The 19,102-nt window shown below is 41.9% G+C and carries 19 protein-coding genes; 7 read left to right on the forward strand and 12 right to left on the reverse strand.

What is annotated here, in order from left to right:
* Positions 1–16: 16 nt before the first annotated feature.
* Both GY065_RS00395 and GY065_RS00400 read right to left on the reverse strand, forming a co-directional pair.
* Positions 17–1,177 (reverse strand): MFS transporter, encoded by a 1,161-nt coding sequence (locus GY065_RS00395; protein WP_078474468.1) that lies wholly within the window; start codon positions 1,175–1,177, stop codon positions 17–19.
* A gap of 111 nt (positions 1,178–1,288) precedes the next feature.
* Positions 1,289–1,612 carry a YnfA family protein gene (locus tag GY065_RS00400; RefSeq protein ID WP_174832575.1) on the reverse strand — a complete coding sequence of 108 codons (324 nt, stop codon included), beginning with the start codon at positions 1,610–1,612 and terminating at the stop codon, positions 1,289–1,291.
* Between the two features lie 358 nt (positions 1,613–1,970).
* Here GY065_RS00400 and budA point away from each other — a divergent pair, with 358 nt between their 5' ends.
* Together budA and GY065_RS00410 are read left to right on the forward strand one after the other, a co-directional pair.
* On the forward strand, positions 1,971–2,672 hold the full coding sequence (gene budA, locus GY065_RS00405) for an acetolactate decarboxylase (protein ID WP_174832576.1): 702 nt from the start codon (positions 1,971–1,973) through the stop codon (positions 2,670–2,672).
* Positions 2,673–2,784: 112 nt separating this feature from the next.
* Complete coding sequence (locus GY065_RS00410; protein ID WP_174832577.1) at positions 2,785–3,222, forward strand: hypothetical protein; 438 nt, start codon at positions 2,785–2,787, stop codon at positions 3,220–3,222.
* Between the two features lie 65 nt (positions 3,223–3,287).
* Here the strand turns inward: GY065_RS00410 and GY065_RS00415 are convergent, their stop codons facing one another.
* The 4 genes from GY065_RS00415 to dnaK all read right to left on the reverse strand — a co-directional run bounded on the left by GY065_RS00415 (position 3,288) and on the right by dnaK (position 9,455).
* A complete protein-coding gene (locus GY065_RS00415) occupies positions 3,288–5,567 on the reverse strand; it encodes a Tex family protein (protein WP_174832578.1) in 2,280 nt (759 codons plus the stop codon).
* 178 nt (positions 5,568–5,745) lie between these two features.
* Positions 5,746–6,915 (reverse strand): alpha-hydroxy acid oxidase, encoded by a 1,170-nt coding sequence (locus tag GY065_RS00420; protein ID WP_025329950.1) that lies wholly within the window; start codon positions 6,913–6,915, stop codon positions 5,746–5,748.
* Between the two features lie 157 nt (positions 6,916–7,072).
* On the reverse strand, positions 7,073–7,240 hold the full coding sequence (locus tag GY065_RS00425) for a hypothetical protein (protein WP_172349970.1): 168 nt from the start codon (positions 7,238–7,240) through the stop codon (positions 7,073–7,075).
* A 280-nt stretch (positions 7,241–7,520) separates the two neighbouring features.
* Positions 7,521–9,455, reverse strand: coding sequence for a molecular chaperone DnaK (dnaK, locus tag GY065_RS00430; RefSeq protein WP_025329951.1), 1,935 nt, complete (start codon positions 9,453–9,455; stop codon positions 7,521–7,523).
* Between the two features lie 398 nt (positions 9,456–9,853).
* On the opposite strand from dnaK, the gene GY065_RS00435 reads away from it, so the two are divergent.
* The 3 genes from GY065_RS00435 to GY065_RS00445 all read left to right on the forward strand — a co-directional run bounded on the left by GY065_RS00435 (position 9,854) and on the right by GY065_RS00445 (position 12,811).
* Positions 9,854–11,308 (forward strand): anion permease, encoded by a 1,455-nt coding sequence (locus GY065_RS00435; RefSeq protein WP_025329952.1) that lies wholly within the window; start codon positions 9,854–9,856, stop codon positions 11,306–11,308.
* A 320-nt stretch (positions 11,309–11,628) separates the two neighbouring features.
* A complete protein-coding gene (locus GY065_RS00440; protein WP_174832584.1) occupies positions 11,629–12,195 on the forward strand; it encodes a TMEM165/GDT1 family protein in 567 nt (188 codons plus the stop codon).
* A 52-nt stretch (positions 12,196–12,247) separates the two neighbouring features.
* The gene (locus GY065_RS00445) at positions 12,248–12,811 is read left to right on the forward strand and encodes a DNA-3-methyladenine glycosylase I (RefSeq protein ID WP_037393194.1); all 564 of its coding nucleotides are present in this window, start codon (positions 12,248–12,250) and stop codon (positions 12,809–12,811) included.
* Between the two features lie 39 nt (positions 12,812–12,850).
* Here GY065_RS00445 and GY065_RS00450 read toward each other — a convergent pair whose 3' ends face one another.
* Positions 12,851–13,441, reverse strand: coding sequence for a CHAP domain-containing protein (locus GY065_RS00450; protein ID WP_174832579.1), 591 nt, complete (start codon positions 13,439–13,441; stop codon positions 12,851–12,853).
* 326 nt (positions 13,442–13,767) lie between these two features.
* On the opposite strand from GY065_RS00450, the gene GY065_RS00455 reads away from it, so the two are divergent.
* On the forward strand, positions 13,768–14,412 hold the full coding sequence (locus tag GY065_RS00455) for a hypothetical protein (protein ID WP_084585646.1): 645 nt from the start codon (positions 13,768–13,770) through the stop codon (positions 14,410–14,412).
* A 36-nt stretch (positions 14,413–14,448) separates the two neighbouring features.
* Here GY065_RS00455 and dtd read toward each other — a convergent pair whose 3' ends face one another.
* From dtd to minC, 5 genes are all read right to left on the reverse strand, one after another.
* The gene (dtd, locus tag GY065_RS00460; RefSeq protein WP_084586949.1) at positions 14,449–14,883 is read right to left on the reverse strand and encodes a D-aminoacyl-tRNA deacylase; all 435 of its coding nucleotides are present in this window, start codon (positions 14,881–14,883) and stop codon (positions 14,449–14,451) included.
* A 171-nt stretch (positions 14,884–15,054) separates the two neighbouring features.
* The gene (locus tag GY065_RS00465) at positions 15,055–15,981 is read right to left on the reverse strand and encodes a hydrogen peroxide-inducible genes activator (protein ID WP_174832580.1); all 927 of its coding nucleotides are present in this window, start codon (positions 15,979–15,981) and stop codon (positions 15,055–15,057) included.
* Positions 15,981–16,247 (reverse strand): cell division topological specificity factor MinE, encoded by a 267-nt coding sequence (gene minE / locus GY065_RS00470; RefSeq protein WP_025329959.1) that lies wholly within the window; start codon positions 16,245–16,247, stop codon positions 15,981–15,983. The genes GY065_RS00465 and minE overlap by 1 nt, the downstream gene beginning before the upstream one ends.
* Before the next feature lie 3 nt (positions 16,248–16,250).
* Positions 16,251–17,066: a septum site-determining protein MinD gene (gene minD, locus GY065_RS00475; RefSeq protein WP_100116785.1), complete on the reverse strand. Its 816-nt coding sequence runs from the start codon at positions 17,064–17,066 to the stop codon at positions 16,251–16,253.
* A gap of 62 nt (positions 17,067–17,128) precedes the next feature.
* Positions 17,129–17,860 carry a septum site-determining protein MinC gene (minC, locus tag GY065_RS00480; protein WP_174832581.1) on the reverse strand — a complete coding sequence of 244 codons (732 nt, stop codon included), beginning with the start codon at positions 17,858–17,860 and terminating at the stop codon, positions 17,129–17,131.
* Between the two features lie 135 nt (positions 17,861–17,995).
* On the opposite strand from minC, the gene GY065_RS00485 reads away from it, so the two are divergent.
* Positions 17,996–18,889 (forward strand): Rossmann-like and DUF2520 domain-containing protein, encoded by an 894-nt coding sequence (locus GY065_RS00485; protein ID WP_174832582.1) that lies wholly within the window; start codon positions 17,996–17,998, stop codon positions 18,887–18,889.
* Positions 18,890–19,102: the final 213 nt, after the last annotated feature.

Consider the following 19,102-nt stretch of genomic DNA (forward strand, 5'->3'; position numbering starts at 1 on the left):
ATTATTTCCTTATAGTTCAGATATCCTGTCCCTGATTTTCATAACGACGGTGAAACCACAACAGGCAGGCACAACCAATTAATGTCAGTGGCACCCCAAGTAATGCCGGATATTGATACCCCCAGTGATGGCTGATGGCCAGCCCGCCATTATAAGAACCAATGGCATTACCCAGATTAAATGCCATCTGTACACTGGCGGCTCCAAGCAATGCACCACCCGGAGAGTGACGCAGTAATAACAATTGCTGTGGTGCGGATACGGCAAACAGACAAAATGTACATACACACATCAGTATGGCTGATAACCAGCTATTCGAAGCAAACAGGAAAATCAGTAATAGTGCTGCGGCTGCCAGTCCCTGTAAGCCGGCTGCGACCTGACCCGGTGTATAACGGTCGGCCAGACGGCCACCGCACCAGTTACCGGCGACCATACCGGCGCCGGCCAGTACCATCAGTAAGCTGACCTGATTACCACTGAAACCGGATACCTGTGTGAGTAAGGGGCTAATATAGCTGAACCAGCAGAAAATCCCGCCGTTACCAAACATGGTGGCAGCCAGTATCAGCCATGGTGCAGCAGATTTCAGAAAACGGAATTGTCCCAGAATACCGGTATCGGGTAAACGATCCATTTGCGGGATAAAACGCCGTAAAGTGAATACCAGTATGATGGCCACTACAGCCACCAGAGTAAATACCAGACGCCAGCTTAAATGCAAACTCAGCCATGTACCTACTGGTACACCAATCAGATTGGCTACTGTCATTCCGGCAATCATCAGTGCTACAGCCTGCGCAGAGCGTCCCGGCGGTGCAAGTTTGGTAGCAACAATGGAGCCGATACCGAAGTATGCGCCATGCGGCAGACCGGAAATAAAACGTGCTACCAGTAAGGTCATATAGCCCGGAGATAATGCAGCCAGTATATTACCAATGGCAATCAATGCTGATAATGACAATAAAATGGTTTTGGGCGGCAGACGGTAACTTAACACCAGCAGCCATGCACCGCAGCAGACACCGATTGCATAAGCAGCAATAAAATGTCCGGCCTGAGCGATACTGATATTCAGTGAAACTGCTACATCCGGCAGAATACCCATCATGCTGAATTCTGCCATACCCAGTGCAAATGTGCCTAACGATAATGAAAGTAAACTTTTCAGTAGCATAATAATTTACAGCTATAGTTTGTTCAGCAATTAGCGATAAGTTTAGACGCAGCCTGCCGGCTTGTCACTTTTCGTGCTGGTAAATGCCATAATCATATAAACAAATTTTGTTTAGCCACGCGGAGCAAGCAAAATAATTGCTGCACCAAGCAGGCATACCAGTGCACCACTGATATCCCATTTATCCGGTACAGATCCTTCTACCAGCCAAGACCACAGCAACGAAGAGCAGATATAAATACCGCCGTAAACGGCATATGCCCGTCCGGCAATATTGCTTTCCACCAGCGTCAGCAACCATGCAAACAACAATAGTGACAGTGTGCCGGGTGATAGCCAGAGTACTGATTTGCCCATGCGTTGCCAGACCCAGAAAGAAAAACAGCCGCTGATTTCAGCAACAGCAGCCAGAAAATAATAAACAAAAGATTTCATGGTGAGTTTTCGAATCAGTCTGATTGATTGTGACCACCTGCCTTGCAGATGCAGAAATAAAGAGAACCGCTTATACCATAACAGTCTTACCTGCACCGGACAATCTGATTTCAGCAGGATATCTGCCAAAGGTGAGTGCTGTTACCAGTGAAACTGCAATACAAAACCTGATTCAAACCTTGCTGTTCTGAATTTAAATACATTATCAAAATAATTAATTGATTCTGCTGATGTCCGGTTATTTATTGGTATTAAATTGACCAGCAATAACCATATAAACATTGTTTATTCAATAAATTTTTATTTTAGAGTATATTAATATGTAAATAAAATTTATTATCTATTCTCGGAGCAGAAAATGAAAAAAGCAATTGTCCAGTTTTCAACCATCAATGCATTGATGGCAGGGTTGTTTGATGGAGTATTTAGTGTGGGAGAAGCAAAAAAATATGGTGATTTTGGTTTAGGCTGTTCTCATGCGCTGGCCGGTGAGGTAATTGTTGACCATGATTTTCTGGAGGCCGACGGTGATAAGGCGGTTAAGGTGATGGGCGATAATGAGCTATTGCCGTTCGTACAGGTTACAACATTTCAGCCTGATAAAGTCGTGGATATAACTGATGTCTGTAAAAGCAATTTGTATGCGCATCTGGCGCACTATCTGCCTCTGGATAATGTATTTGTGGCAGTAAGAATCAGCGGACAGTTTGATGAGCTGAAGATTCGTCGCCCGTTTGCTCAGCATAAACCTTATCCGTCTGTTGTTAAAGTTTTTGAACAGCAAGTAGTGGATACGGTAGAGAAGGTCACTGGCACATTAATCGGTTTCTGGACGCCAGAATTTTTCAAAGAATTATCTGTAGCCGGTTTTCATCTACATTTTATTGATACTACACGTAAACTTGGTGGTCATGTTATTGATTTTTCTGCAAATAATGCTGAGCTGGCGTATGAGTGCAAACAATCGGTTCAAATTGCTTTACCTGAAAGTGAAGAATATTTACGCAAGAATCTGAAAATGGATGATTTAAATAAAGTTATTAAGCAAGTAGAAAATTAATCAGCGCGTGTTACACTATTATTGATTATCTGGAGTAAATTAAGGGGAGAGGACAAAATTTTCCGGTATGACCGGATAACTCCTGTCTGTATCTACTCTGAAAGTGTCAGCCATGAAAAAAATAATTGCGCTATTCTGTTTGTGCTTACTGGCAGCCTGTAACCGGCAGCCAGATGAATCTGGTGCAGCTTCTGCAGAGGCTGCCAGTAAACCTCAGCATATGCCTCTGGCCATTGATCCGGTATTGACTACGTCTGTAGATCAGCAATTGCTGGCATTACAGAAGAAACTGCCACAGCAACACAAACAGAATCTGTTTACAGCAGCTGTACGGCACAATCAGACTATTTATTATTCGTATACCATGCTGGACAGTAAGCGAAATCAGGCTAATTTCAATCCGACATCAGTGAAAAAGGATTTAGAGCAGGCGTGCCGTCAGCCTCTGACACGGCGTATGTTGCTGGGGGGATTTAATTTTGTGTATGTTTATACTTTTCAGGATCATTCACAGGTAAGTGTGCCGTTGTCTGGCAAAGATTGTCGCTAAGATATTATATGCAGGCTGTTTAATGAAAAAAGGGGCTGAGATGCCCCTTTATAGCGGTTTTTTGTCTATTGCTGTTTTAACCGCGCAAATGCTGCCGCCATAGCATTATCTGTGCCGGATACATTTTGTGTTTTACCATTTTGCCGGCGTGGTCGTTCGTGTTGGCGGGATGCAGGCTGAGCATCGTCGTTCAGACGCATGGACAGAGCAATACGTTTACGCGCTATATCAACATCGATAACCTTCACTTTAACCACATCGCCGGTTTTAACAATATCACGCGGGTCAGCAATATAGCGGTCAGCTAAGGCAGAAACATGTACCAGTCCGTCCTGATGCACGCCAATATCGACAAAAGCACCAAATGCGGCCACATTACTGACTACGCCTTCAAGAACCATACCGGGTTTAAGGTCGCTGATGTCTTCTATACCGTCAGCAAATGTTGCGGTCTGGAATTCGCCGCGCGGGTCACGACCGGGCTTTTCCAGTTCAGCCAGAATGTCGTTAATTGTAGGTAAACCGACATTAGCATCGATGTAATCTGCGGGTTTAAGTGTTTTGAGCACACTGTGGTTGCCAATCAGCTGGTCAGCACGCAGCTGAGCCGTTTTGAGCATTCTGGCAACGATAGGATAGCTTTCCGGATGGACTGCACTGGCATCCAGAGGTTCATCACCGCCCTGAATACGCAGAAAGCCGGCTGCCTGTTCAAAAGTTTTACTGCCCAGACGCGGTACTTTAAGCAGAGTTTTGCGATTGGCAAAAGCCCCATTCTGGTCACGATAACTAACAATATTCTGTGCCAGTGTACTATTAAGACCGGAAATACGCGCCAAAAGGGCGACTGATGCGGTATTCACATCCACTCCGACAGCGTTTACACAATCTTCCACAACTGCATCCAGACTTTTGGCTAGCTGGCTCTGGTTAACATCATGCTGATATTGACCAACACCAATTGATTTGGGGTCAATTTTCACCAGTTCTGCCAGCGGGTCTTGCAGGCGGCGGGCGATAGACACAGCACCGCGCAGACTGACATCCAGCTCAGGAAATTCTTTGGCTGCTAAAGCAGAAGCGGAGTAAACAGAGGCACCGGCTTCGGAAACAACGATTTTTTGCAAATGATAATCAGGCAGGGCACGAATCAGTTCACCGGCCAGCTTGTCGGTTTCACGACTGGCTGTACCGTTACCAATGGCAATCAGCCGGACTTTATATTGTTTTACCAGATGCATCAGTGTAGTCAGAGCGCCTTTCCAGTCGTTACGCGGCTGGTGCGGATAGATAGTAGCTGTTTCCAGTAGCTTACCGGTATCATCCACTACCGCTACTTTTACTCCGGTACGGATACCGGGATCCAGCCCGATAGTGGTAAGACGGCCGGCCGGAGCTGCAAGCAGCAAATCTTTCAGATTTTGGGCAAATACACTGATGGCAGCCTGATCAGCATTTTCTTTAAGTCGGTTGAGGGCTTCAAGTTCTAATGAAAGAAAAATTTTGGCACGCCAGCTTAAGCGCACTGTGTCACGTAACCAGCGGTCAGCAGCACGTCCGATATCTGCGATACCAAACTGTTGTGCAATCAGTTGCTCATAAATACTCTGTTCGCCGGCAGGTGTATCATCAGGCTGGTATTTCAGATTGAGCGACAATATACCTTCATTACGACCGCGCAGTATGGCCAGAGCACGATGGCTGGGCATGCTGTGAATCGGTTCACGGTGATTAAAGTAATCTTTGAATTTTTCACCGGCACTTTCCTGACCTTCGATTACCGTGGCATGGATTTCACCTTCACGCCACAATTTCTCGCGCAAACGTCCTATCAGACCGGCTTCTTCGGCAAATTGTTCCATCAGAATCGCGCGCGCTCCGTCCAGAGCGGCTTTACTGTCAGCGACATTGTCGTTTAAATAATTTTGTGCGGTAATTTCCGGATCCAGATCTGGCTGAGTAAGCAGTGATTCAGCTAATGGTGCCAGCCCGTACTCGCGTGCAATTTGTGCCTTGGTACGGCGTTTGGGTTTATAAGGAAGATAGATATCTTCCAGTGCAGTTTTATTATCAGCGTCTTCTATGCTCTGGCGCAGCTCATCAGTCAGTTTGCCCTGTTCTTCGATGCTGGATAATACAGTTTGTTTGCGTTCCTGTAATTCACGCAGATATTGTAATCGTTCAGCCAGCGTCCGCAGCTGAGTATCATCCAGCCCGCCTGTGGCTTCTTTACGGTAGCGTGCCACAAACGGTACCGTAGCGCCATCATCCAGCAGGTCAATCGCTGCCTGAATTCGTGCGGAAGCAACATTCAGCTCCGAAGCAATTTTCTCAGTGATGTTCATAACAGTCTAATAAGCAATAAAAAGGCAAGCATAGCCGGCTGAAGTGGCTTTGTCACCTGTTCATGTCAGTTAAAAAGCCAGTTAGTTATACCAAATGCTGAATAAGATGAGCGGTATTGATAAAAAAGCTATTTGTCTGAGACAAATAGCTTTTAAATATCCTTAGAATCAGGCAGATTTAACCGGCTACCGGATAAGTGCCCGGTATCAGAATATCTTTATTAACGGTTTTGATATCAGTATGACCGGTAAAGGCCATGCTGATATCCATTTCGTTATAAATAATTTCCAGCGCACGTGTTACACCATCCTCACCATATGCACCCAGACCATACAGGAATGCGCGGCCAATTAGTGTACCCTTGGCTCCCATAGCAATAGCTTTGAGAACATCCTGTCCGCTGCGGATACCACTATCCAGCCAGACTTCAATATTATTGCCTACAGCAGAAATAATATTGGGTAATGCATGGATGGTCGAAGGAGCGCCGTCCAGCTGGCGACCACCATGGTTAGACACTATAATTGCATCTGCGCCGGATTTCACAGCCATTTCTGCATCTTCGGCATCAAGAATGCCTTTAATAATCAATTTTCCGCCCCATAAATTCTTGATTTCTTCTATGTCTTTCCAGCTGAGGCGCGGATCAAACTGTTCAGATGTCCATGAAGACAGTGATGTCATGTCGGCAACGCCTTTGGTATGACCGACAATATTACGGAAAGTGCGACGTTGTGTATTCAGCATAGCCAGACACCACTCCGGCTTAGTAGCCAGATTCATCCAGTTGCGCAGTGTGGGTTTAGGCGGCGTAGACAGCCCGTTTTTAATATCTTTATGTCTTTGTCCCAGAACCTGTAAATCAGCAGTAACCACCAATGCTGAACATTTGGCTTCCTGAGCACGGCGAATCAGATCGCGCATGAATTCGCGGTCACGCATAACATATAATTGAAACCAGAACGGAGCGCTGGTATTTTCGGCCACGTCTTCAATAGAACATATAGACATAGTAGACAGCGTAAACGGCACACCGAATTTTTCGGCCGCACGTGCAGCCAGAATTTCTCCGTCGGCATGCTGCATACCGGTTAATCCGGTAGGTGCCAGTGCCACCGGCATTTTTACTGTCTGACCTGCCATTGTTGTTTCCAGTGTACGGCCGGTCATATCCGTCAATACACGCTGGCGTAATTTAATTTCCTGAAAATCATTACTATTGGCATGATAGGTAGATTCAGTCCACGAACCAGTATCAGCATAATCATAAAACATCTTAGGTACTTTGCGTTTGGCAACTTTACGCAAATCTTCGATACAGGTTATTTTGCTTAATTTGTTTTGCATGTGGATACCTATTTTTCAAATTTTCTTTGAAGAAAACAGTCTTAGCTAAAGAAGATAATGTTATACATCAATTTTATTCGGTTGTAATCACCATCATTGATTTCCAACCGATTCATCTGCCAGAATCAGAATGAAGCTGACAGACAGGAATCAGAATTCAGACAACGCGCGATAGTTTATATATCATCACCATAATCAGAATCAGCAGGCAGCTAATGCCAATCAGCATTGTCCATGGTCCCCAGCGTTGTGAGCGTCCGCAAAATCCGGCAGTTAGTATGGCACAACAAACACCAAGTAAAATCAGTAAAATATAAAAATCCATCTTTTGCTCCAGTTGTATTTCTTTATTGTAAATAATCGCTACGATTATTGTAACGGTCAGTTTGCAAATATGTCTGTTTTTTTACAGGAGATTAAATATTCACAATTTCTGCTTATTGATATTTTCATCTGTCTGAATGATTATAAACTGGCAATAATAATAAAATCAGAAATTTTGCAGCAGAAATAACAGATATAAATGGCTTTTTTAGTCTGTAGGGCAATGGCCAGATAAAATAAAACCCCGCTTGGAAGCGGGGTTAAATAGTATCAGGAAAAAATTAGTCTTTTTTCTCTTTATCTTTTACTTCTTCAAATTCAGCGTCTACAACGTCATCGCTGCCTTTGCTTTGCGACTGTTCAGTCTGGGCACCAGCTTGCTGACCTTCGGCCTGTGCCTGAGCATACATCATTTCGCCCAGTTTCTGGCTGGCTGTACCTAAAGCCTCGGCTTTAGCATCAATGGCAGCTTTATCTTCACCTTTAACAGCTTCTTCAGCTTCCTTGATGGCTGCTTCAATTTTTTCTTTTTCAGCAGCATCCAGTTTGTCGCCATATTCAGTCAAAGATTTCTGTACTGAATGAATCAAAGCTTCAGCCTGATTGCGACTGCTTACCAGTTCGGATAGTTTACGATCTTCCTCAGCATTAGCTTCTGCATCTTTTACCATGCGTTCGATTTCTTCTTCGCTCAGACCGGAAGAAGCCTGAATGGTGATATTAGCTTCTTTGCCGGTACCTTTGTCTTTTGCAGATACATGCAAAATACCGTTGGCGTCGATATCAAAAGTTACTTCTACCTGAGGCACACCACGGGGTGCAGGAGGAATATCACCCAGATTAAACTGTCCCAGACTCTTATTAGCAGAAGCACGTTCACGTTCACCCTGTAATACATGGATGGTTACTGCACTTTGATTATCTTCAGCTGTAGAGAATGTTTGAGTTGCTTTAGTCGGAATGGTAGTGTTTTTGTTGATGAGTTTAGTCATCACACCGCCCATGGTTTCAATACCCAGAGACAAAGGTGTTACATCAAGTAACAGCACGTCGTTACGGTCACCGGCCAGTACGGCACCCTGAATAGCAGCACCTACAGCAACAGCTTCATCAGGATTAACATCACGGCGCGGTTCTTTACCGAAGAAATCTTTAACAGCTTCCTGTACTTTTGGCATACGGCTTTGACCGCCTACCAAAATAACATCATTAATATCATTTACGCTCAGACCGGCATCTTTAATTGCAGTGCGGCAAGGTTCGATAGAGCGAGTAATCAGATCTTCTACCAGACTTTCAAATTTGGCACGGGTAATTTTCATCGCCAGATGTTTCGGGCCGGAAGCATCCATAGTGATGTAAGGCAGATTGATTTCTGTCTGCTGTCCACTGGAAAGTTCGATTTTCGCTTTTTCAGCAGCTTCTTTCAGACGTTGCAGAGCCATTACATCATTTTTCAGATCGATACCCTGATCTTTTTTGAATTCATCAATGATGTAGTTAATCAAACGCTGATCGAAGTCTTCACCGCCCAGGAATGTATCACCATTGGTGGCCAGTACTTCGAATTGTTTGTCGCCATCAACTTCAGCGATTTCAATAATAGAAATATCAAATGTACCACCGCCAAGGTCGTATACGGCAATCTTGCGATCGCCTTTTTCACCTTTATCCATACCGAAAGCCAAAGCCGCGGCAGTTGGTTCATTGATAATACGTTTTACATCCAGACCAGCAATACGACCGGCGTCTTTAGTAGCCTGACGCTGACTGTCATTAAAATAAGCCGGCACGGTAATAACAGCTTCAGTTACTTTTTCACCCAGATAATCTTCAGCTGCTTTTTTCATTTTACGCAATACTTCGGCAGATACTTGCGGAGGTGATAATTTTTCACCATGTGCTTCTACCCATGCGTCGTTATTATTTGCTTTAACAATCTGAAAAGGCATAGATTTAATATCGCGCTGTACTTCAGCATCATCAAATTTGCGGCCGATCAGACGTTTTACAGCATAAATAGTATTTTTCGGATTAGTAACAGCCTGACGTTTGGCTGGTGCACCTACCAGAATTTCGTTATCGTCCAGATAAGCAACAATTGAAGGCGTAGTACGTGCACCTTCCGCATTTTCAATTACTTTAGTCTGGCCACCTTCGGAAATGGCAACACAGGAGTTGGTGGTACCTAAGTCAATACCGATTACTTTTGCCATAATTAATAATCTCCTAATTATTTAATTTCGTACTTTGCGCCGCTATATTACGGCTGCAAGCAGGGTGGTTAATTACCACTGCCATACTATTGCTAATGAAGCGTAAATGGGTATGCCCGGCACGATTTCAAGCATAGTTTTGCAAAATTTATCTATTTAATCGCATCCGGAAAATCTGCTTTAACATCAATAGCGTTTACTTACACAGCTGTATGTTATATTCATTCAGGCTTAAACAGTATAATCATCTGACTTTCGTCAATACCGTCTGACACTTTTTTGCTTTATATCAGACGGTATTTTGCTATAAAAGTATACAATCACATTCAGGTTAGTGATTTCTGTCTGGCTGTAGTCTGTATCTTTATGATTTAGGAGTATGTTGTATGCCTGTAAAAATTGGGTTTAAACCCATTCCCGCGGCTATTGCGCTGATAATCGCTCTGATTATCTGGTTCATACCGGTTCCAGAGGGGGTTTCACCTCAGGCATGGCATTTACTGGCCATGTTTGTCGGAGTTATTGCTGCCATTATCGGCAAAGCAATGCCGATTGGTGCACTATCTATTATTGCCATTATGCTGGTTGCCTTAACCGGTGTAACCAATAATGATCCCAGTAAGGCTATGGGTGATGCCTTAAGCAGTTTTGGTAATCCGCTGATCTGGTTGATTGGTGTGGCAATTATGATTTCGCGCGGTTTATTAAAAACCGGTCTTGGTGCACGTGTGGGCTATCTGTTCATTAGGTTATGGGGTAAACGTACGCTAGGTGTTGCCTATAGTCTGGCCGTAGTGGAATTAATACTGGCTCCGGTTACACCGAGTAATACTGCTCGTGGCGGTGGCATTATTCACCCAATCATGAAGTCTATTGCATCCAGCTATGATTCTGATCCTGAAAAGGGCACAGAAAAACGTATGGGTAAATTTTTGGCTCTGGTAAATTATCATGCCAATCCCATCAGCTCAATCATGTTTATTACTGCTACCGCTCCTAACCCGTTAATTGTGAGGCTAATTGCCGATGTAACCAATAAAAATATTAATCTGACATGGGGTACATGGGCTTTGGCAATGTTAATACCGGGTCTGATAGCGATGTTCCTGATGCCACTGATTATTTACTGGTTGTATCCGCCTGAAATCAAGCAAACACCCAATGCCGTTGCTTTTGCTCAAGAGCGTCTGAAAGAGCAGGGGCCGATGACCCGTGATGAAAAAATCATGCTGGGTATTTTTGCAGTATTGCTGATTTTATGGGCAGGTGTGCCGGCCATGCTGTTTGGTGACGCATACATTATAGACGCGACCACTACTGCATTCATTGGTTTGTCATTGTTATTGTTAACCGGTGTATTAAGCTGGGATGATATTCTGAAAGAAAAAAGTGCATGGGATACCATTACCTGGTTTGCTGCATTAGTCATGATGGCTACTTTCCTGAATAAACTCGGATTGATTAAATGGTTCTCTGGTGTGCTGGAAAGCAGCATAGGCGGACTGGGTATGGGCTGGATGGGTGCCTGTGCCTTATTATTACTGGCTTATATGTATGCGCACTATATGTTTGCAAGTACTACTGCTCACATTACAGCCATGTTTGCTGCCTTCTATTCTGCCGGTCTGGCGCTTGGCGCACCTCCGATGCTGTTTGCACTGATGATGGCTGCAGCTTCCAGCATCATGATGACACTAACGCATTATGCTACTGGTACTTCACCTGTGATATTCGGTTCAGGCTATGTTACTTTAGGCGAATGGTGGAAAGTCGGTTTCATCATGAGTGTAGTCGAACTGATTATATTTGTGGCTATCGGTGGTGTTTGGTGGAAAGTTCTGGGTTATTATTAATCTGATTAATCTATTATTGCAGGCTGCCATAAAGTATGGCAGCCTGTTTTGTTGTCTGAAATCAAATTCAATGAATTTTTAAAGAATTTCACTTGTTGCGTTTGTATAGAATGGGTTATGATGCCCTGCCTTAAGGGAGTAGTTGCACAGGTGGTTTCTTCAAGCCTGTGGTTACGGTCAACATATTTACAGTTTTTGCTGTATGGTCGTAACGTCCTTGCCTGTTGGCGGACTAACGAGACTTGAGATACATAAAACCGTTACGGCGGGGGTTTTATTGTGTCTTTTGTCTTTTGCCCGCCAACGGTATTCTGAAAATGATTCATGCTTTTCTTTCTTCTGTCATTCCAGTTGCGCTTGCTGAAATTGGTGACAAAACTCAATTACTGACTTTATTTCTGGCAACCCGATTTTCGCGCAAATATTCCATCATTGCCGGTATGCTTTGTGCTACCTTACTTAATCATATTGTTTCTGCATGGTTTGGCGTAGAGGTAGCACGTTTTTTTACACCGCAGTTAATGGGCTGGGTTGTAGGCTTCAGTTTTCTGATAGTGGGTTTATGGCTGTTAAAGCCGGATAAAGATGATGGTGTAGATACTCGCTTTATGCGTTATGGTCCGTTCGTGGCCACTGCAGTATTATTTTTTCTGGCAGAAGTGGGTGATAAAACCCAAATTGCTACTATTTTGCTGGCAGCTCAATACCGTGATTTGTTTTCAGTAGTTCTGGGTAGTACAGTAGGTTTGTTATTAGCTAATGTTCCGGTAATATTTTTCGGAAACTGGCTGATGCAGCGTTTACCCTTAAACCGTATCCGTATAGGGGCCTGCATTCTGATCTGTCTTTTAGGTATTATCACCCTGATTCAGACATGGTTATATTAAAAATTATCAGATAACTATGCAAAAATTATAACATTAAGCGGATTCAAATATTATGCAAAAACAGTTGAAACAACGGTGTGAATGGGTCAACGCTGACCCATTGTATGAACATTATCATGATTTTGAATGGGGAAAAATACAGAGAGACGGGCAAAAACTGTTTGAAAAGATTTGTCTGGAAGGCCAGCAGGCCGGCTTATCATGGATTACTGTATTAAAAAAACGCGATGAATACCGGCGTTGTTTCTATGATTTTAATCCGCATCAAATTATTACAATTACCGATATTGAACCACTATTACAGAATTCCGGGCTTATTCGCCATCCGGCCAAACTCAAAGCAATTATTAATAATGCCCATGCATATCTATCTATGCAGCAAAATGGGGAAGATTTTGCCAGTTTTATTTGGTCATTTGTTAATGATCAACCGATTATCAATCACTATAAACATTTATCAGAGGTGCCAACACAGACAGAAATTAGTCGCGCTATGTCCAAAGCTTTAAAAAAGCGTGGTTTTAGCTTTGTAGGTCCGACTACGTGCTATGCGTTTATGCAATCAATGGGATTAGTAAATGATCATTTAACAAACTGTTTTTGTGCCCAGCATTAAAATAACTATTATTTCTGTGATTCATCATGTAATTTGCTTTTAACGTTTACGTAAATAACCTAAAACACGAAAAGAATCTATTTTCCATAATCCATCTTTATAAATTAACGGAAAAGTGGCGCGACTACTGGCAGTAGGACCAGGATTTTGCTGAACGATCTCAATATCATTGTTAGTAACTTTGCTGATAATGGCTACGTGACCATATTTAGACCAGCCTAAGACAATAATATCGTCAACTTGAGGTTTTGTGGGAGAGCCGTTATGGAATTGAAGTAAATTACGTTTAGGATTAAGATTTCCATCTGGTATCGAATCATCAAAAAATTGTTTGGCATGCCCATAACTGTCAGGCATTTTATGATTAAAGCGTTCATAATAGTAGCGCTTAATAAATTCGACACATTGATACTTTAATCCTAAATTATAGCCATCTGGTGCTATATTTCTTTCACTTACATGGCTGATTTTTCCATTGTAGTAAACCTTAACACCATTGAATTCATCGACAACCGTACCTATTTTGCTTTCATCGACAAAGAGATCTTCATATACATAATAAAAACTGAATCCTAATAATATTAATACAATAATTATTGGGAAGAAAACCTTTTTAGATTTAAGTAACATTTTGTTTTCCTATTATTTAGTATATTATCATTATGTTAATTATTAATTAAAAGTAAATTTAAGAAGCATGAATTAATTTTATGATTTTTATTTATGAAGTTAAGTACAATCTTTGAAATTATCAGAAACATCAGGAGAATAAATTAAATAACGTAAATTTTGTATATATATTACAATAATATAAAAAATACCCGTACACCAGATAATTTGTCTTACAATTATATTTTGTAAAGATTTCAGTCACTGGTTAATTATCCAAATCAGTAAATTGTGCTATAAAACTACATTGTGTATGTATTTAATTGTGGACGTAACGAGTAATTGTTATGCAAAACAAGTTCAGATTTAGCTTTTATTTCATTATCTGTTTATTGTTTTTCAGTGATATGAATGTGGTTTGGGCTGAAGACACAACAGCAGCTGTATCCACAGCCAGTGAGCCTAAATCTGTGGTCTGGTATGCTTGTCCGCTGGCAAATAATCATGTCAGCTATACAACCAAACCTTTAGATGTTCAGTGTCAGATTGCAAAGTATCCACCCGCAGATGATGATAATCTAAAAAAATATTCTCTGGAAAATCAGAATGCTCCGGGTTTGGAGCAGTTGCAACGCCTTTGGTACAGTGCTGAATTTGGACGAGACAGTGACTTAATGAAAACACCGGCTTCTCCCAAAATAGGTATTTCACTGCGACAACAGCCTCCGAAACCTGAAACTGTGACTATGATTAGAAATAAAAATAATATGGCTACAGTACCGGCTAAAATAATCACTATACCCAAACTGACACCAAAACAACTGGTTCAGCGTGATATTGCCAGTGAACAGAATGCATTGACAATAGCCCAGCAAAAGTTGCGTCAGGCACAAAAGCAGGGAGCAACAGCACAAATTCAGCGCTGGCAACAAAATATAACAGACCGGCAAGCCAATATCCGCGTATTAAAGCAGGAACTCAGCCGATACTAAAAATTAATTTGTTTGCTATTGAATAAATACAAATACTCAAACTTGCAGCCAGAATGTTACCGGTCCGTCATTAATCAGGGAAACCTGCATATTTGCGGCAAAGATACCAGTTTTAGTCACAATTTGTTTCTGGCATAATTCAACAAAATAATTATACAAATCATTGGCTTTTTCTGGTGCTGCACCTTTTGTAAAACTAGGGCGCATCCCTTTTTTAGTATCAGCAGCAAGCGTAAATTGTGAAACAACCAGTAACTGACCATTAGCCTGCTTAACGTTCAAATTCATTTTATTATCTTGATCACTAAAAATCCGATAACCAAGTACTTTGTCACAGAGACGTTCAGCTTTTTGTAAATCATCTTCTTCTTCCACACCTAATAGCACCAGTAATCCCTGATTTATTTGTCCGACTATTTCAGAGTTTACACAGACGCTGGCTTCTTTCACACGTTGTATTAATGCAATCATAGAAAATCCTGTTTCGAATCTGTTTGAATTTAAATTCATTTATAGATTACAGATTATTTAATCAATTTCATATGATTAAATAATCTGTAATCATATATAGCTTAAATCAGAAAATTTTGTGCATCAAAAAACGCCTGCTAGAGTACAGGCGTTTTTTGATTACTCTAAAACTTAATCAGCATCATGAATAAATTTTACCCCAGTTAACTGCGAAGCCAGAATAGCAGATTTAATCATGCGCAAGGCTTTAGGGCGGACAAAATTGCGTCTGGAGGCCAACACCACGCGCCGCTCCGGTGTCGGACTGGTAAATGGAATAATACTGAATAACAGATGATCATTCTCTGTTAAAGCTGTAGCTGGCATGACACTAATACCCAGACCACTGGCCACCATATGTCTGATTGTATTGATAGAACTTCCTTGGATGCTATTAGACAACCCTTGAATTTTCTGACGTGAAGCCAGTTCCTGGCAGCTAGCCAGTACATTATCACGCATACAGTTGCCCTCGGTGAGCAATAATACCCGTTCTTCACCCAGTTGCTTTGGTGTAACCTCGTCCAATTGCTCGAAAGCATGACCTTTCGGAACAATAACAAAAAAAGGCTCATCATAAAGCGGAATGGTTTCCAGTCCGGTTTCATGAAATGGCTCTGCTACCACAATGGCATCCAGATCACCGCGCTTAAGTGATTCTTTTAATACATCTGTATAATTTTCATCCAGCTGTAATGGCATTCCTGGGGCCATCTCTCGCAAAGATAAAATCAGCTTTGGCAGCAGATATGGTGCAATGGTAAAAATCAGACCGAGTTTAAATATTCCTTCCAGTTCACTCTGTTCCTGATTCGCCATCAGCTTAATGCGATCAGCTTCTTCAAGAACACGGCGAGCCTGTACCACAATTCGCTGACCAGCCTCAGTTGTCATTACCTCATTACTGCTGCGATCAAATAATGCCAGTCCGAGCTCCTCTTCCAGCTTCTTGATTGCAATGGATAAAGTAGGCTGGCTTACAAAACATCGCTGGGCAGCACGTCCAAAATGTTTTTCCTGAGCTACAGCCACAATATAGCGCAATTCAGTCAGCGTCATTAACTGGCCTTTTTCTTTCCTGTTTCAGGTAAAGTAATATTCAGTGCCAATACATCCATACCGTTTTTCTTTTCCTGAGAAATGTGAATATCATTTAAAGAAACATGAACATATTTTGATAACACTTCCAGTAACTCTTTTTGTAGTGTAGGTAAATAGTCCGGTGTATGAGTAGCTCGCTCCTGCGCAATAATAATTTGTAAACGATCGCGAGCCGTTTTTGCGGATTGTTGCTTTTTGCCAAAAAGAAAATCTATTATAGACATGTCTTATCCTCCAAACAGTCGCTTGAGAAAACCTTTTTTCTCAGTATCTAGAAAACGGATTGGACGATCCTCACCCAGCAGGCGAGCGACAACATCTTTATAAGCATCCGCAACAATAGAATTTTCCTGCAAAATAACCGGTGTGCCTGAATTAGATGCCTGTAATACATTTTGTGATTCCGGAATAACACCAATTAATGGAATACGCAAAATATCCTGAATATCCTGCACGGACAGCATTTCGCCTTTTTCAACACGTTCAGGTGAATAGCGGGTAATCAGTAAGTGTTCTTTCACTGGTGCACTGTTGGTTTCAGCACGACGTGATTTGCTGGATAAAATACCCAGAATACGGTCAGAGTCACGTACACTGGATATTTCCGGGTTGGTAGTGACAATGGCTTCATCGGCAAAATACAAAGCCATCAATGCGCCTTGCTCAATACCAGCCGGTGAATCGCAAACTACATATTCAAAGCCCATTTTCACGGTCAGATCTTTTAAAACTTTTTCTACACCGTCGCGGGTAAGCGCATCTTTATCCCGAGTCTGAGAAGCCGGTAACACATAAAGATTTTCGCAGTGTTTATCTTTAATTAATGCCTGATTCAGAGTAGCTTCATCCTGAATAACATTAATCAGATCATAAACTACACGGCGTTCGCAACCCATAATCAAATCCAGATTACGTAAGCCCACATCAAAATCAATTACCGCAGTTTTATGACCGGCTAAAGCCAGACCTGTTGAAATACTGGCACTGGTTGTGGTCTTACCAACACCACCTTTACCTGACGTCACCACAATAATCTTTGCCACAATCAAAATCCTTTTTGTTATATAAATGAATCTGTCAATACATTCAAAAATCAGTCATAAAATTAATGCGCCTGAATCGCACTAAGCACCAGCCGGTCATTCTGCAGAAAAATCTGTACAGGGTGACGATACAGATGTGCTGGTAATTGTTGATCAAAAATGCGATAAATTCCTGCTACAGATACCAGTTCAGCCTGCATAGATTGTGCAAAAATACGCGTATCCTTGTTTCCGGCAGCGCCAGCCAATGCCCGGCCGCGTAAAGGACCATAAATATGAATATTGCCATCTGCAATAATTTCCGCTCCTTCACTTACCAGTCCCAGAACAATTAAATCAGATTTTTCCGCGTAAACCTGCTGACCGGTACGAATAGTGCGATCTATCACCAGCGTCGGTAAGGCAGAAGCAGATGAAGTGATTTTTTCTTTTTCAGTAATTTGTGGTATTTGCGCCTCAGTTATAGCCTTGACGCGTGCACTGGCCTGTTCCTCTGGAAGAATGCTAAAAGCAATATTATGCTGTTTAGCCAGATTGGACCAAGATAAATCGGTATGGCGGATAGCAATAATGCGCAAATTATATCGTGCAAACAGCGCAATCAGCTTCGCTAAATTCACATTTGCCTGATTAGAAAGATTTTGCAGATCCAGAGTAAAAGGCATATTGCGTAAATTACCAAAACGTTCTGCCCGTTGCTTTAGTTCCTGGTTAATCAAAGTCAGATCATCTGTCAGTAATTGTACTGACAGCGTATCCAGACGCGCAGATTTCACATTAAAAGCAGCATTCATTAACGTGTTTGCCCAAGTAAATTATGGTTAGAATAATAGAGTAAGTATTGAAGTGTACCGTTTTGGTTAAGAGGCTTCAATTGCAACACATAGTCTCAGGTAAAATAATCGTCTTTTAATTTAGAAAAATTAATAATGACAACTAGTTCCATTTGCCTGAAAAAAGCACGCAGACCAAGCGTAAATATTGTTGGTGCAGGTAAGGTTGCCTCAACATTAGCCATAATCTGGCATCAAAGTAAACTGATTAATATTCAGGCTGTCTGGAATCGCAATTTTTCAGCTGCAGAGTATCTCAAAAATCACATACCGCACATCCAAGTACACAAACAACTGGAAACTTTACCACCAGCGGATATTATAGTCATAGGTGTTAGCGATCAGTTCATCGAAGAAATTGGTTGGAAAATACATCAAATTGACTGGCTAAAGGCTGACACATTGATACTTCATTTCAGTGGTGCATTAAATAGCAATATATTAGTACCACATAAGCAACAGAAATTATTAGTAGGTTCATTACATCCGGTATTTGCCTTTGCTTCGATAGAAACGGCCATCAATACTTTACCGGGGCATCCATGTGCAATAGAAGGTGATGAAGAAGCATTATCTTTATTATATAAGTTGGCACAGGCAGCAGACTTAATCTGCTTTAATATTGATTCTGCTCAGAAAAACCGTTACCACGCGGCTCTCTCCATAAGTGCAAATTTTTTAGTAACCTTAAATGCATTCGCAAGAAATATATTGACTTCCCTGTCTTTGCCACAAGAATTGGCAGAAGCTCTGGTAAATCAGCTAATGCAGCAAAATCTCAATCAATTGCAGATAATGTCTCCGGAAGAAGCCTTAACCGGCCCCATTAAACGTGGTGACAGCAATACCATTGCCCTCCACTGGCAAACATTAGAACAATCAGAACAAACACTATATAAAGTATTGGCAGAGCAAACCTTACACTTAACCTCATTGAGTGCAGAAAAACAGCAACAGATTTTGCAAATCATCAATTCACAAGAGAATTAGTTAGACAGTAAATACACAGCAAAGAATGCGAATTTGATGTAATCAAAAATAATGGATCAAAAATAAACTCAGTAAAAACAGTTAAGTGAGGAGGAAGTCAAAAATAAATGCAGGCAGGAGTTGACAGGGGCTTTGTGGAGGCGTATAGTTCGCCTTCTTCGCTGATGACGCGACACGAAACAAACGCACAGTTTAAAGTAGAACGCAGTCGAA

Source organism: Snodgrassella sp. ESL0323 (genome assembly GCF_013346865.1).
Taxonomy (GTDB): Bacteria; Pseudomonadota; Gammaproteobacteria; order Burkholderiales; family Neisseriaceae; genus Snodgrassella; species Snodgrassella alvi.